A 13366-nucleotide genomic window follows, 5' to 3' on the forward strand; every position below is an offset into this window, starting at 1 on the left:
CCAGCGACGCGCGCCTTGCCCTCACTCAATTCTTGGATATCCGGAGCAGCTATGCGAGTCGTCGTTTTGGGCAGTGGCGTCGTCGGTGTGACGAGCGCGTATTACCTCGCGCGCGCCGGTCACGAAGTGACCGTCATCGATCGCGAGGCCGGCCCGGCGCTCGAAACCAGTTTCGCCAATGCGGGCCAGATCTCGCCGGGCTACGCGTCGCCGTGGGCCGCGCCGGGCGTGCCGCTGAAGGCCGTCAAGTGGATGTTCCAGAAACACGCGCCGCTCGCGATCCGCCTCGACGGCACCGCGTTCCAGCTGCAATGGATGTGGCAGATGCTGCAGAACTGCACGGCGCCCCGCTATGCGGTGAACAAGGGCCGCATGGTGCGGCTCGCCGAATACAGCCGCGACTGCCTGCAGGCGCTGCGCGCCGACACCGGCATCCAGTACGAAGGCCGCACCGGCGGCACGCTGCAGGTATTTCGCACGCAGCAGCAGTTCGACGGCGCCGCGAAAGACATCGCCGTGCTGGAGGAAGCCAACGTGCCGTACGAACTGCTGACCGCTGACCAGCTCGGCAAGGCCGAACCGGCGCTCGCGGCGGTGTCGCACAAGCTCACCGGCGGCCTGCGCCTGCCCGGCGACGAAACCGGCGACTGCCAGATGTTCACGACGCGCCTCGCGGCGCTCGCCGAGCAGTTGGGCGTCAAGTTCCGCTACAACACGCCGATCGACGCGCTCGCGATGGCCGGTGGCCGGATCGCCGGCGTGCAGTGCGGCGGCGAACTCGTGCGCGCGGACTCGTTCGTGGTCGCGCTCGGCTCGTACTCGACGCGCTTCCTCGATGGCATGGTGAAGATTCCGGTCTATCCGCTGAAGGGCTATTCGATCACCGCGCCGATCGTCGACGCGACTGCGGCGCCGGTATCGACCGTGCTCGACGAGACCTACAAGATCGCGATCACGCGCTTCGATGACCGGATTCGCGTCGGCGGCATGGCTGAGGTCGTCGGCTTCGACAAGTCACTGCGCGAGGCGCGCCGCAAGACGCTCGAGCTTTCGGTGAACGACCTGTTCCCGGGTGGCGGCGACACGTCGAAGGCGACGTTCTGGACCGGTCTGCGGCCGATGACGCCGGACAGCACGCCGATCGTCGGTCGCACGCCGGTGCCGAACCTGTTCCTGAACACCGGCCACGGCACGCTCGGCTGGACGATGTCGTGCGGCTCGGGCCAACTGCTTGCCGACCTGATGTCGGGCAAGCAGCCGGCGATTCGCGCGGACGATCTGTCGGTGCATCGCTATCTCGGCGAGACCGCGGGCGAACATCGGCCGGCGTATGCGTGAGTTCGAGTGCGTGCGGCGACGTGGCCTTGGCCACAAGCACAGACCTCGACAAACAGCAGCAGTAAAAACAAACGGCGCCTCGCGAGGCGCCGTTTGCTTTTCAATGTACCGCCGCAATCGCGGCAGGCATCAACGCATGCTCAGAACTGGTCTTCCGACAGAGCCAGCACGCCCTCTCCACCCTTCGCGCTAACGATCGACACTTCGAGCGCGGCCGCCTGTGGCAGCACATGCTCGGCGTAAAACCGTGCAGTTGCAATCTTCGCGTCATGAAACGCGGGGTCCTCGTCGCGCCTCGCCGCCGCGGCGAGCTGCGCACGCGCCATCTGCCAGCCACCCAACACGATGCCCGCGAGCTTCAGATAGGGGACGCTGCCCGCGAACACCGCATTCGGATCGCTCTTCGCATTCGCGACAACGAAATCGACGACCGCGCCAAGCGCACGCTGCCCCTGCGCGAGCTGTGTGCGCATCGACGCGAACGCCGCGCCCTGCTGCGCGCCGAGCGCTGCAACCGTTTCGGCGATGCCAGCCAACAGTTCCTTCGCGACCTTGCCGCCGTCGCGCAGCGTCTTGCGACCGATCAGGTCGTTGGCCTGGATCGCGGTCGTACCTTCGTAGATCGGCAGAATGCGCGCGTCGCGGTAGTACTGCGCGGCGCCGGTTTCCTCGATGAAGCCCATGCCGCCATGCACCTGTACACCCAGGCTCGTCACGTCGATCGACAGTTCCGTGCTCCAGCCCTTCACGATCGGCACCAGGTATTCGTAGATCGCCTGATGCTTCGCGCGCGTAGCGTCGTCCGGATGACGATGCGCGATATCGCAGTGCGCGGCCGCGACATACGCAAGCGCGCGCGACGCCTCGGTCAGGCTGCGCATCGTCGACAGCATGCGGCGCACGTCCGGGTGCTGGATGATCGCGACCGACTGCTTCGCGGAGCCATCCACCGGACGGCTCTGCACGCGCTCCTTCGCATACGCGACCGCCTTCTGATACGCGCGATCCGAGATCGCGACCCCTTGCATGCCGACCGCGAAACGCGCGGCGTTCATCATGATGAACATGTATTCGAGGCCGCGATTCTCCTCGCCGATCAGCTGGCCGAGGGCGCCGCCGTGATCCCCGAACTGCAGCACCGCTGTCGGGCTCGCCTTGATGCCGAGCTTGTGCTCGATCGACACGCAATGCACGTCGTTGCGCTCGCCGAGCGAGCCGTCCTCGTTGACGAGAAACTTCGGCACGAGGAACAGCGAAATGCCCTTCACACCATCGGGCGCGTCAGGCGTGCGCGCAAGAACGAGATGCACGATGTTCTTCGCCATGTCGTGCTCGCCCCACGTAATGAAAATCTTCGTGCCGAACAGCTTGAACGAACCGTCGCCCTGCGGCTCGGCGCGGGTGCGTACCAGCGCGAGATCGGAGCCCGCCTGCGGCTCGGTCAGGTTCATCGTGCCGGTCCATTCGCCTGAGATCAGCTTCGGCACGAAGGTCTGTTTCTGCGCTTCGCTGCCGGCAGTCAATAGTGCTTCGATCGCGCCGTCGGTCAGCAAAGGACACAACGCGAACGACAGATTCGACGCGTTGAGCATTTCGACGCATGGCGTCCCGATCAGCTTCGGCAGCCCCTGCCCTTCATAGTCGAGCGGATGCTGCACGCCCTGCCAGCCGCCCGCGGCGAACTGGCGGAACGCGTCGCTAAAACCGGGCGTCGCGGTGACGACGCCATCCTTCCAACTGCTCGGGTTGCGATCGCCGTCGACGTTCAGCGGCGCGAGCACTTCGCCACATAGTTTCGCCGACTCTTCGAGCACGGCCCGCGCCGTGTCGAGGTTCGCGTCTTCGAAGCCGGGCAGCTTCGCGATGTCTTCGAGTCCGGCCAGTTCTTTCATCACGAACAGCATGTCCTTGATGGGCGCCGTATAGCTCATTTCGGTTCTCCTCCCTTGATATGAAAAAAGGGCGCGGGACTTGGTCGGTCCTGCGCCCTTCGCTTGCTTTCGGCGGCCTTTTTCAGCCGCCGCGGCGCTTAGCCGAGTTCCTTCACGAGTTCCGGCACGAGGGTGAACAGATCGCCAACGAGGCCGTAATCGGCGACGCTAAAGATCGGCGCTTCTTCGTCCTTGTTGATCGCGACGATGACCTTCGAGTCCTTCATGCCGGCGAGGTGCTGGATCGCACCCGAGATGCCGACCGCGACGTACAGTTGCGGCGCGACGATCTTGCCGGTCTGGCCGACCTGGTAGTCGTTCGGCACGAAGCCCGCGTCGACGGCCGCGCGCGATGCGCCGAGTGCCGCGCCGAGTTTGTCGGCCAGTGGTTCCAGAACCTTCGTGTAGTTCTCGCCATTGCCCAGACCTCGGCCGCCCGACACGATGATCTTCGCGCTCGTCAATTCCGGACGATCGAGCTTCGTCACTTCGCGGCTCACGAACTGCGAGATGCCGGCGTCGGCTGCGGCTTCGATCTTTTCGATCGCTGCGCTGCCGCCTTCGGCTGCGACGGCGTCGAAGCCGGTCGAACGTACCGTGATGACCTTGATCGCATCTTGCGATTGAACCGTCGCGATCGCGTTGCCCGCATAGATCGGACGCTCGAACGTGTCGGCGCTATCCACTGCCGTGATGTCGCTGATCTGCGCGACGTCGAGCTTCGCGGCGATACGCGGCGCGACGTTCTTGCCGTACGCGGTAGCCGGCGCGAGGATGTGCGTGTAGTTCTTCGCCGCATCTTGCACAAGCGTCAGCACCGTCGCTTCGACGTTTTCCGCGAGACCCGCTTCGAGTTGCGGCGCGTCGGCCAGCAGTACCTTGGCGACGCCGGCGATCTTCGCTGCCGCATCGGCCGCGGCCTGCGCGTTGTGACCCGCGACCAGCACGTGAATGTCACCGCCGATCTTCTGTGCCGCTGCGATCGTGTTCAGCGTCGCGGCCTTGATCGACGCGTTATCGTGTTCTGCAATTACCAGATTCGTCATTTCTTGCGTCTCCTCACAGCACCTTGGCTTCGGTCTTCAGCTTCTCGACCAGCGTCTTCACGTCCGGCACCTTCACACCGGCGGAACGCTTCGGAGGCTCGGCGACTTTCAGCGTCTTCAGACGCGGCGTGACGTCTACACCGAGATCTTCGGGCTTGATCGTTTCCAGCGGCTTTTTCTTCGCCTTCATGATGTTCGGCAGCGTCACGTAACGCGGCTCGTTCAGGCGCAGATCGGTCGTCACCACGGCCGGCAGCGTCAGCGACAGCGTTTCGGCGCCGCCATCCACTTCACGCGACACCGTCGCCTTGCCGTCCGCGACAATCACCTTCGACGCGAACGTCGCCTGCGGCAGGTTCGCCAGCGCGGCGAGCATCTGGCCGGTCTGATTGGAGTCGTCGTCGATGGCCTGCTTGCCGAGGATCACCAGCTGCGGTTGCTCCTTGTCGACCAGCGCCTTGAGCAGCTTCGCGACTGCGAGCGGCTGCAGCTCTTCGTTCGATTCGATCAGGATCGCGCGATCCGCACCGATCGCGAGCGCGGTGCGCAGCGTTTCCTGCGACTGCGTCACACCGGCCGACACGGCGATCACTTCGGTCGCCACACCCGCTTCCTTCAGACGCACGGCCTCTTCAACCGCGATTTCGTCGAACGGATTCATCGACATTTTCACGTTCGCAATATCGACGCCCGTGCCGTCCGATTTCACGCGGACCTTCACGTTGTAGTCGACCACTCTTTTCACTGGCACCAGAATTTTCATGCACACGCTCCAAAGTTACGAATACGTCAACCCGACGAACATTATAGCGACTGCCCTGATGGCAGCCGTGTCGCGGGCGCTCTGCGGGAGGATATCGCTCCTCCGCGGCGTGACGGCAATATCGAACGATCGTTCTATTTTAATCTCTAAAAAACCCGGGAGACAACCCCGGGTTCCGAATCCGACCTCTAATTTCGCATCGCCGTCGTGTTCTGCGAGGTCCGTGGACCATTGCATCACCAGGAGGTGATCACCGCGCCGCCGAATTTGCCGTCGACGAACTGCTTCACTTCCGGCGAGTGGTACGCCGCGACGAGCTTAGCGACCCACGGCTTGTTCTTGTCCGCTTCGCGGATCGCGATGACGTTCACGTACGGACCCTTCGGGTCCTCGATCGCGATGGCGTCCTGCTTCGGCTTGAGGCCCGCTTCCATCGCGAAGTTGGTGTTGATCGCGGCGGCATCGACGTCGCCCAGCGAACGCGGAATCTGCGCCGCGTCCAGCTCGACGATCTTCAGCTTCTTCGGATTGTCGACGATGTCGAGCGGCGTCGCCTTCAGGCCGGCATCGGCGCGCAGCTTCAGCAAGCCCTGCTTCTGCAATAGCAGAAGCGCGCGGCCGCCGTTGGTCGGATCGTTCGGCACGGCGATCTTCGCGCCCGGCTGCAGTTCGGCGAGCGACTTCACCTTCTTCGAGTAGATGCCCATCGGGTACGTGACTGTATCGGCGATACGGATCAGTTTGTAGCCACGGTCCTTCACCTGCGCCTGCAAGTACGGGTCGTGCTGGTAGCTGTTCGCGTCCAGATCGCCGCTCGCGAGCGCAGCGTTCGGCTGCACGTAATCGGAGAATTCGACGATCTTGATGTTCAGGCCGTTCTTCGCGGCGACCGACTTCACGACATCCATGATCTGCGCGTGCGGGCCGCCGGTGACGCCGACCTTGATCGTGTCGTCGGCATGCGCCGCGGTGGTGGCGAAGAGCGTTGCCGCGCCCAGCGCGGCGGCCAGCTTGAGAATGAAGCGACGTTGCATGATGGACCTTTTCCGAATCTCTATTAGCGGGCTTCCGAACGCCCTTGTTTATTTATGGCTCAAACGACGCACGAGCCAATCCCCAAACGACTGCACCAGCTGCACGAACACGATCAGGATCAGCACGACCGCGAGCATCACTTCCGGCAGGAAGCGCTGATAGCCGTAGCGGATGCCGAGGTCGCCAAGACCACCGCCGCCGATCGCGCCCGCCATCGCCGAATAGCCGACCAGCGACACGAAAGTGATCGTCAAGCCGGCGACTACGCCCGGCAGCGATTCCGGCAACAGCACCTTGAACACGATCTGACTGGCGGTCGCGCCCATCGCCTGGGCCGCCTCGATGAGCCCGCGATCGACCTCGCGCAGCGCCGTCTCGACCAGGCGCGCGATAAACGGCGCGGCGGCGATCGTCAGCGGCACGATGGCGGCCGCGGTGCCGATCGACGAGCCGACGACGAGCCGCGTAAACGGAATCACCGCGACCAGCAGGATGATGAAAGGTGTGGAGCGCACCGCATTGACGATCACGCCCATCACGCGATTCACCGCGACGTTTTCGAGCACGCCCTGACGGTCGGTCAGATACAGCAGCACGCCGAGCGGCACGCCAACCACGGCGCCAATCAGCCCGGAGATGCCCACCATGATGAGCGTCTCCCAGAACGACTGGACGAACATATCGAACATTTCACTCAACATGCGAGAGCTCCTCCACTACAACACCCTGCTCGCGCAGAAACGTGATCGCCTGCGCGACCTTGGTCGGATCACCGCCCGCCAGGACCGCGAGCGAGCCGAACGCCTGCCCCTGGATCTCGTCGATCTGGCCGTGCAGGATGTTGAAGTCGAGTTCGTAGCGGCGAATCGTCTCCGACAGGATCGGTTGATCGACGCCGGAACCGGTGAACGCGAGGCGCAACAGATGGCCGCTGCCGGTCTTCAGGCGCTGCGCGACGCGCGCCTTCATGGCGGGCGGCAGTTCCTGCGCAATCACGTCGCCGATCAGCGCGCGCGTGACTTCGTGGTGCGGCTGCAGGAACACGTCGATCACCTTGCCTTCTTCGACAACGCGGCCCGCGTCGAGCACAGCGACGCGATCGCAGACCTGCTTGATCACGTCCATCTGGTGCGTGATCAGCACGACCGTCAGGTTCAGTTCGCGGTTGATGCGCTTCAGCAGATCAAGAATGGCGCGCGTGGTTTCGGGGTCGAGCGCGGAAGTCGCCTCGTCCGACAGCAGCACCTTCGGCTTGCTCGCAAGCGCCCGCGCAATGCCCACGCGCTGCTTCTGCCCGCCGCTGATCTGCGCCGGATAGCGGTCCTTCTGCGCCGACAGTCCGACGAGCTCGAGCAGCGGCAGCACGTTGGCCTCGATTTCGTCGCGCTTCATGCGGGCCAGTTCGAGCGGCAGCGCGACGTTCTCATACACGGTGCGCGACGACAACAGATTGAAGTGCTGGAAGATCATGCCGATCTCGCGACGCGCGTCGCGCAGTTGCGCGGCGGGCAGCGTCGTCAGATCGCGGCCGTTGACGAGGATGTTGCCCTCGGATGGGCGCGTCAGCAGGTTGATCGTGCGCACGAGCGTGCTCTTGCCCGCGCCGCTGCGGCCGATGATGCCGAACACCTCGCCCGCCGGAATCGTCAGATTGACGTTGTGCAGCGCTTCGACCCAGCCCCGGGGTCCGGCGAACCGCTGGGAAACATTGCGTATTTCGATCATGGACAAACGAAAACGGCGGAGGCTGCCGGCGAGCATCGTGCTCCCGACAAGCGGCCGCCGTTTCTTTTATTGGGATTTGAGGTCGCCATTCTACCGCAGCGGCGACATACCCTTTAATAATCAATTCCGATCTTTTCATAACCTGAGGGCATTAGAGCCGCGCCTTTATGCACAAACCCTCGCGCGCGTCGCGCCGCTGCGACTATGATCGGGCCACCCCCTCCGTACAGGCTGCCGCCATGCAGACTTCCCCGAGCCACACCGTGCGCGCGAGCGCCGGCAGTCTTAAGAAAGACGCGCCGCAGCGCGCGTCGGTCACGACCGGCGATGGCATCGAGTTGCCGCTGTATCGCTGGCAGCCGAACGGGCCGATACGCGCGACGGTCGCGCTGCTGCACGGCCTCGCCGAGCACGCCGGCCGTTACGCGGCCGTCGCGGACCGGCTCAACGCGGCGGGCATCGAACTCGTCGCGATCGATCTGCGCGGACACGGGCACGCGCCCGGCAGGCGGGTCTATGTGAAACGCTTCGACGACTACCTGCTCGATGCGCAGGCGCTGCTCGATGCCGCCGCGCAAAGCTGCGCGCCGCTCTTCTTGATGGGTCACAGCATGGGTGGCGCGGTGGCCGCGCTGTACGCGATCGAACGTCTCGGCTCGAACGGGCGGCGCCTGAGTGGTCTGATCCTGTCGAGTCCCGCGCTTGCGCCGGGCCGCGACGTGCCGAAGTGGATGCTCGCGCTAAGCCAGCTGATCAGCCGCGTCTATCCGGGCTTCCCGGCGATGAAGATCGACCCTACGCTGCTGTCGCGCCTTCAGCCGGTGGTCAAAGCCAACCTCAACGATCCGCTCGTGCATCACGACGCGATTCCGGCGCGAACGGGCGCCGAGCTGCTGCTTGCGATGGCGCGGATTGAACGTGGTCGCGCGGGGCTGCGCATGCCGCTGCTCGTGTTTCATGGCACCGACGACAAACTGACCGAGCCCGACGGCAGCCGCGCGTTCGGCGAGCAAGCGGGCTCGCCTGACAAGACTCTTACGCTGCATGAGGGCAGCTATCACGAGACGATGAACGACCTCGACCGCGACCGGGTGATCGCGGCGTTGGTCGACTGGATTGAAAGACGGTCGGTGGGACGGAGTTGAGAAGATGCGGCGCCTGGTAGCCGTCGACTACCGCTTCCACGCCGGCGCGCGTTTGTCGATAAAAGCCTGCACGCCTTCGAGCGCCGAGTCGTCCATCATGTTGCAGGCCATCGTCTGCCCCGCGAGCTGGTACGCGGCTTCGATACCCATTTCGAGTTGCCGGTAAAACAGGCCCTTGCCCGCGCTGACCGCTTCGACCGGCTTCGCGCAGATGCTCCCGGCGAGCCGCGCGACTTCGTCGTCGAGCGCGTCGGCTGGGGCGACGCGGTTAACGAGCCCCTGCTTGCGCGCTTCGGCGGCGTCGATGAAGTCGCCGGTCAGCAGCATTTCAAGCGCGGACTTGCGCGACAGGTTGCGCGACAGAGGCACCGATGGTGTCGCGCAGAACAATCCGAGGTTCACGCCCGACACGGCGAAGCGCGCGGTCTCGGCGGCGACCGCGAGATCGCACATTGCGACGAGCTGGCAGCCGGCCGCGGTCGCGATGCCGTGCACGCGCGCGATCACCGGCTGCGGCATGCGCTGGATCGTCAGCATCAGCTTCGTGCAGCGCGCGAATAGCTGCTGGTAGTACTCGAGCGACGGCGCCGCGCGCATTTCCTTCAGGTCGTGGCCCGCGCAGAATGCGCGGCCTGCGCCGGCGATCACGACCACGCGGGCATCGGTCTTCGCGATGTCGGTCAACGTCTGTTGCAGTTCGTCGAGCAGCGCTTCGGACAGCGCGTTGAATGCATCGGGCCGGTTCATCGTTACGCGCACGACGCCCGGTACGTCATACGCGTCGTGTTCGATGGTGACCAGCGACGCGTCGCCGGTATTGACGGGGTTGACGTTCATGGCTCAAATCTCCGCCAGCGACCGCACGTGCGCGACCACGCTGCGCCCGAGCGCCGACAGGTTGTAGCCGCCCTCGAGACAACTGACGATGCGCCCGCGCGCGTAGCGCCGCGCGATCTCGCGCACCTGGTCGGTAATCCACGCGTAATCGTCTTCGACGAGACCCATGTTGCCGAGGTCGTCCTCGCGATGCGCGTCGAAGCCGGCCGAGATAAACAGCATCTCCGGCCTGAACTCGTGCAGGCGCGGCAACCACAGCATATCGACCGCTTCGCGCACGGCCATGCCGTTCGAGCGTGCCGGCATCGGCACGTTGCACATGTTGGACGCCTGGTTGTCGGCGCCCGTGAACGGATAGAACGGGTGCTGAAAGATGCTGCACATCAGCACGCGCGGGTCGCCGGCGAACGCGGCCTCGGTACCGTTGCCGTGATGCACGTCGAAGTCGACGATGGCGACCCGTGCGAGACCATGCACGTCGAGCGCGTGGCGCGCGGCGATCGCGACGTTGTTGAAGAAGCAGAAGCCCATCGCGCGCGCCGGCTCCGCGTGATGGCCGGGCGGCCGCACGCTGCAGAACGCGTTGTCGTAGCGGCCTTCGATCACCGCGTCGGTGGCGGCGACGGCCGCGCCCGCCGCGCGCAACGCGGCCCGCAACGTGTGCGGATTCATCGTCGTGTCGGGATCGATTTCGGCGACGCCCTCGACCGGCGAGCGGCCGCGGATGTAGTCGACGTGCGCCTGCGTGTGCACGCGCAGCAGCGCGGCCTCGTCGACGAGCGGCGCCGACTCGCGCTCGATCAGCGCGTCGATGCGGCTCGCGATCAGCTGATCCTCGATCGCCTGCAGACGCGCGGGACACTCGGGATGCCACTGGCCCATGTCGTGCAGCAGACAGTCGGGGTGGGAATAGAAACCTGTTGCCATAGTTCGTGTTGTGCGTCTCTTCTACGGCGCGGCGCATGAACTGCGCGCGCGACGTGTCTCCGTCGAGGGGCGCGCGCCCCCGCGCGCCCATATTCGTCAAGTTACCACACGACGCCGCTGTCGCCGATTCAGCACGGTTTTGCGGGAGCCGTCGGGTATACTTCCCCGACCCGTTATTCGCCGTTTCGTTCCTGCCGCTTTCCGACTGCTTCCAGCCTTTCACGCATCGCGCTCACTGCTCACCATGACCGTCAAGCTTGCTCTGTCCGCAGGATCCCCATGCAACCGGCTTCGCCTCAACACCCTCGCCGCCTCACTGACCGTCGCATCGTGCATGTTCATCGCAGCAAGTCCCGCGAGCGCGCAAAGCGCCCCGCGCAAAGCCTCGGTGCAGCTCGCGCAGAGCCAGCCGCAACAGCCGGTACCGCAAGGGCAAACGTTTGAGGAAGAGATCATTCCGCAGCGTTATGCGAACAACGCGAACGTCGATGCGTTCATCAACGAGATGGTCGCGCGCTACGATTTCGACGAAGCGTCGCTGCATGCGCTGTTTGCCGGCGTCAGCTACTCGGCGACCGCGGTGAAGCTGGTCACGCCGTCGCTGACGCCGTCGGTCAAGAACTGGCGCTCGTATCAGGCGCGCTTCCTCGACCCGGTGCGCGTCAATGCCGGCGTGCAGTTCTGGCGCGAGAACCGCGCCACGCTGCAGCGCGCGTATCAGGAGTTCGGCGTGCCGCCGGAGATGGTCGTCGGCATCATCGGCGTCGAGACGATCTATGGCCGCTACATGGGTAATTTCCGCGTGCTCGATGCGCTGACCACGCTGAGCTTCGACTATCCGAACACCGCGAATCGCGCGGACCGCCAGGCGACCTTTCGCAAGAATCTCGAAGACTACCTGGTATGGACGCGCGACGCGCAGATCGACCCGAACACGGTGCTCGGTTCGTACACGGGCGCGATCGGCATTCCGCAGTTCCTGCCGAGCAGCATCGTCCAATACGCGGTCGACTACGAGGGCAACAAGCACATCGATCTGCGCACGAGTGACGCCGATGCGATCGGCAGCGTCGCGAACTATCTGCGCCAGAACGGCTGGGAAAGCGGTCGGCCGGTGGTATGGCGAATCGGCTCGGACGCGGGTAGCCTCGGTGTCGCGCAGGCGGCGGCCACCGGTCAGCCGGAGCCGCACTGGCCGCTCGACCAGTTGCTGCGCGCCGGCCTCGTGCTGAACGAGCCGAACTTCGACATCGCTTCCGAAGCAGGCACGCCGGTCACGGTGGTCGATCTGCCGACACCGGGACGCGGCACCGAGTTCGTGCTCGGCCTGAAAAACTTTTACGTGCTCACCCGCTACAACCGCAGCTTCTTCTATGCGCTCGCGGTGTATCAGCTGGGTCAGAAGGTCAAAGCGCAGATGGAAGCAATCGACGCGGCGAATGCCGCGAAAGCGGCCAACAACGGCGGCGCGTCGCGAGGTCAGGCGGATCAGTCGAACTCAGATTCGCAGTGAGTCACGCAGCGAGTCGCCGTGGGCGCCTCGCGTTGACGGAGGTAAAAAAAGCGCCGGCTCGACCGGCGCTTTTCATTGGCTCGTGCGCCCGCGAAGGCGCTCGGTGACCCGCTTACGCGGGAAAGACCCCAGTGGACAGATAACGGTCGCCGCGATCGCAGACGATGAACACGATCGTCGCGTTCTCGACCTGACGCGCGATGCGCAGCGCGACTTCGCACGCGCCGCCCGACGAAATTCCGGCGAAGATGCCTTCGACCGACGCCAGGCGGCGCGCCATCGCCTCGGCGGCGGATTGACTGACGTTCTCCACACGGTCGACGCGGCTGCGGTCGAAAATTTTCGGCAGATACGCTTCCGGCCATTTGCGAATACCCGGAATACGTGAACCCTCTTCCGGCTGCGCGCCGATGATTTCAATCTGCTGGTTCTGCGTCTTCAAATATGTCGACACGCCCATGATCGTGCCGGTCGTGCCCATCGACGACACGAAGTGCGTGATGCGCCCTTCCGTGTCACGCCAGATTTCCGGACCCGTGCCTTCGATGTGCGAGGCCGGATTGTCCGGGTTGGCGAACTGATCGAGGATGATGCCCTTGCCTTCGCGCTGCATCTGCTCCGCGAGATCGCGCGCGTACTCCATGCCGCCCTTGACCGGCGTCAGAATGATTTCCGCGCCGTAGGCCGCCATGCTCTGACGGCGCTCGACCGACAGATCTTCCGGCATGATCAGCACCATCTTGTAGCCGCGGACCGCCGCAGCCATTGCGAGCGCGATGCCCGTGTTGCCGCTGGTCGACTCGATCAGCGTGTCGCCCGGCTTGATGCGCCCGCGCGCTTCGGCCTTCTTGATCATCGACAATGCCGGACGGTCCTTCACCGACCCCGCCGGGTTGTTGCCCTCGAGTTTCGCGAGGATCACATTGTTGCGGCTGCGGATCTCGTCGTCGGGAAGCCGGACGAGTTGTACGAGCGGCGTATTGCCGACCGTGTCTTCAATCGTTTTGTATGCCATATGAGGTCTAGCGATCGATGCGCGAAAGAGTGTCTTCAATCCATCGATTCTAAACCACGAACTCCGGCGCTGGCCTGCAGCCCTTCTGTCC

General features: G+C 64.6%; 12 protein-coding genes. 3 read left to right on the top strand and 9 right to left on the bottom strand.

Annotated features, from left to right (window positions below):
* Positions 1-51: 51 nt before the first annotated feature.
* A complete protein-coding gene (locus tag BC1002_RS11050) occupies positions 52-1338 on the top strand; it encodes a D-amino acid dehydrogenase (RefSeq protein ID WP_013090123.1) in 1287 nt (428 codons plus the stop codon).
* A gap of 140 nt (positions 1339-1478) precedes the next feature.
* On the opposite strand, the gene BC1002_RS11055 is transcribed toward BC1002_RS11050, so the two are convergent.
* From BC1002_RS11055 to BC1002_RS11085, 6 genes are all read right to left on the bottom strand, one after another.
* Positions 1479-3269, bottom strand: a complete 1791-nt coding sequence (locus BC1002_RS11055) for an acyl-CoA dehydrogenase (protein WP_013090124.1) — start codon at positions 3267-3269, stop codon at positions 1479-1481.
* 98 nt (positions 3270-3367) lie between these two features.
* Complete coding sequence (locus BC1002_RS11060) at positions 3368-4315, bottom strand: electron transfer flavoprotein subunit alpha/FixB family protein (protein WP_013090125.1); 948 nt, start codon at positions 4313-4315, stop codon at positions 3368-3370.
* A gap of 13 nt (positions 4316-4328) precedes the next feature.
* Entirely contained in the window at positions 4329-5078 is a 750-nt protein-coding gene (locus tag BC1002_RS11065; protein WP_013090126.1) for an electron transfer flavoprotein subunit beta/FixA family protein, read from the bottom strand.
* Between the two features lie 236 nt (positions 5079-5314).
* Positions 5315-6112 (bottom strand): MetQ/NlpA family ABC transporter substrate-binding protein, encoded by a 798-nt coding sequence (locus tag BC1002_RS11075; RefSeq protein WP_013090127.1) that lies wholly within the window; start codon positions 6110-6112, stop codon positions 5315-5317.
* A 48-nt stretch (positions 6113-6160) separates the two neighbouring features.
* On the bottom strand, positions 6161-6814 hold the full coding sequence (locus BC1002_RS11080; protein WP_013090128.1) for a methionine ABC transporter permease: 654 nt from the start codon (positions 6812-6814) through the stop codon (positions 6161-6163).
* The gene (locus BC1002_RS11085; RefSeq protein WP_041734395.1) at positions 6804-7838 is read right to left on the bottom strand and encodes a methionine ABC transporter ATP-binding protein; all 1035 of its coding nucleotides are present in this window, start codon (positions 7836-7838) and stop codon (positions 6804-6806) included. Before BC1002_RS11085 ends, BC1002_RS11080 begins: the two co-directional genes overlap by 11 nt.
* 239 nt (positions 7839-8077) lie before the next feature.
* Here BC1002_RS11085 and BC1002_RS11090 point away from each other — a divergent pair, with 239 nt between their 5' ends.
* Positions 8078-8983: an alpha/beta hydrolase gene (locus BC1002_RS11090; RefSeq protein WP_013090130.1), complete on the top strand. Its 906-nt coding sequence runs from the start codon at positions 8078-8080 to the stop codon at positions 8981-8983.
* A 27-nt stretch (positions 8984-9010) separates the two neighbouring features.
* Here the strand turns inward: BC1002_RS11090 and BC1002_RS11095 are convergent, their stop codons facing one another.
* Together BC1002_RS11095 and BC1002_RS11100 are read right to left on the bottom strand one after the other, a co-directional pair.
* Entirely contained in the window at positions 9011-9820 is an 810-nt protein-coding gene (locus tag BC1002_RS11095; RefSeq protein ID WP_013090131.1) for an enoyl-CoA hydratase, read from the bottom strand.
* 3 nt (positions 9821-9823) lie between these two features.
* Positions 9824-10747: a histone deacetylase family protein gene (locus BC1002_RS11100; RefSeq protein WP_013090132.1), complete on the bottom strand. Its 924-nt coding sequence runs from the start codon at positions 10745-10747 to the stop codon at positions 9824-9826.
* Positions 10748-11081: 334 nt separating this feature from the next.
* Here BC1002_RS11100 and mltB point away from each other — a divergent pair, with 334 nt between their 5' ends.
* The gene (mltB, locus tag BC1002_RS11105; RefSeq protein ID WP_041734396.1) at positions 11082-12260 is read left to right on the top strand and encodes a lytic murein transglycosylase B; all 1179 of its coding nucleotides are present in this window, start codon (positions 11082-11084) and stop codon (positions 12258-12260) included.
* A 112-nt stretch (positions 12261-12372) separates the two neighbouring features.
* On the opposite strand, the gene cysM is transcribed toward mltB, so the two are convergent.
* Positions 12373-13275, bottom strand: coding sequence for a cysteine synthase CysM (cysM, locus tag BC1002_RS11110; protein ID WP_013090134.1), 903 nt, complete (start codon positions 13273-13275; stop codon positions 12373-12375).
* Positions 13276-13366 lie beyond the last annotated feature (91 nt).

The sequence above is a fragment of the Paraburkholderia atlantica genome (assembly GCF_000092885.1).
GTDB classification, from domain to species: domain Bacteria; phylum Pseudomonadota; class Gammaproteobacteria; order Burkholderiales; family Burkholderiaceae; genus Paraburkholderia; species Paraburkholderia atlantica.

Coding starts and splice junctions, on each gene's coding strand:
- BC1002_RS11050 (WP_013090123.1), top strand. CDS start 52: ATGCGAGTCGTCGTTTTGGGCAGTGGCGTCGTCGGTGTGACGAGCGCG.
- BC1002_RS11055 (WP_013090124.1), bottom strand. CDS start 3,269: ATGAGCTATACGGCGCCCATCAAGGACATGCTGTTCGTGATGAAAGAA.
- BC1002_RS11060 (WP_013090125.1), bottom strand. CDS start 4,315: ATGACGAATCTGGTAATTGCAGAACACGATAACGCGTCGATCAAGGCC.
- BC1002_RS11065 (WP_013090126.1), bottom strand. CDS start 5,078: ATGAAAATTCTGGTGCCAGTGAAAAGAGTGGTCGACTACAACGTGAAG.
- BC1002_RS11075 (WP_013090127.1), bottom strand. CDS start 6,112: ATGCAACGTCGCTTCATTCTCAAGCTGGCCGCCGCGCTGGGCGCGGCA.
- BC1002_RS11080 (WP_013090128.1), bottom strand. CDS start 6,814: ATGTTGAGTGAAATGTTCGATATGTTCGTCCAGTCGTTCTGGGAGACG.
- BC1002_RS11085 (WP_041734395.1), bottom strand. CDS start 7,838: ATGATCGAAATACGCAATGTTTCCCAGCGGTTCGCCGGACCCCGGGGC.
- BC1002_RS11090 (WP_013090130.1), top strand. CDS start 8,078: ATGCAGACTTCCCCGAGCCACACCGTGCGCGCGAGCGCCGGCAGTCTT.
- BC1002_RS11095 (WP_013090131.1), bottom strand. CDS start 9,820: ATGAACGTCAACCCCGTCAATACCGGCGACGCGTCGCTGGTCACCATC.
- BC1002_RS11100 (WP_013090132.1), bottom strand. CDS start 10,747: ATGGCAACAGGTTTCTATTCCCACCCCGACTGTCTGCTGCACGACATG.
- mltB (WP_041734396.1), top strand. CDS start 11,082: ATGTTCATCGCAGCAAGTCCCGCGAGCGCGCAAAGCGCCCCGCGCAAA.
- cysM (WP_013090134.1), bottom strand. CDS start 13,275: ATGGCATACAAAACGATTGAAGACACGGTCGGCAATACGCCGCTCGTA.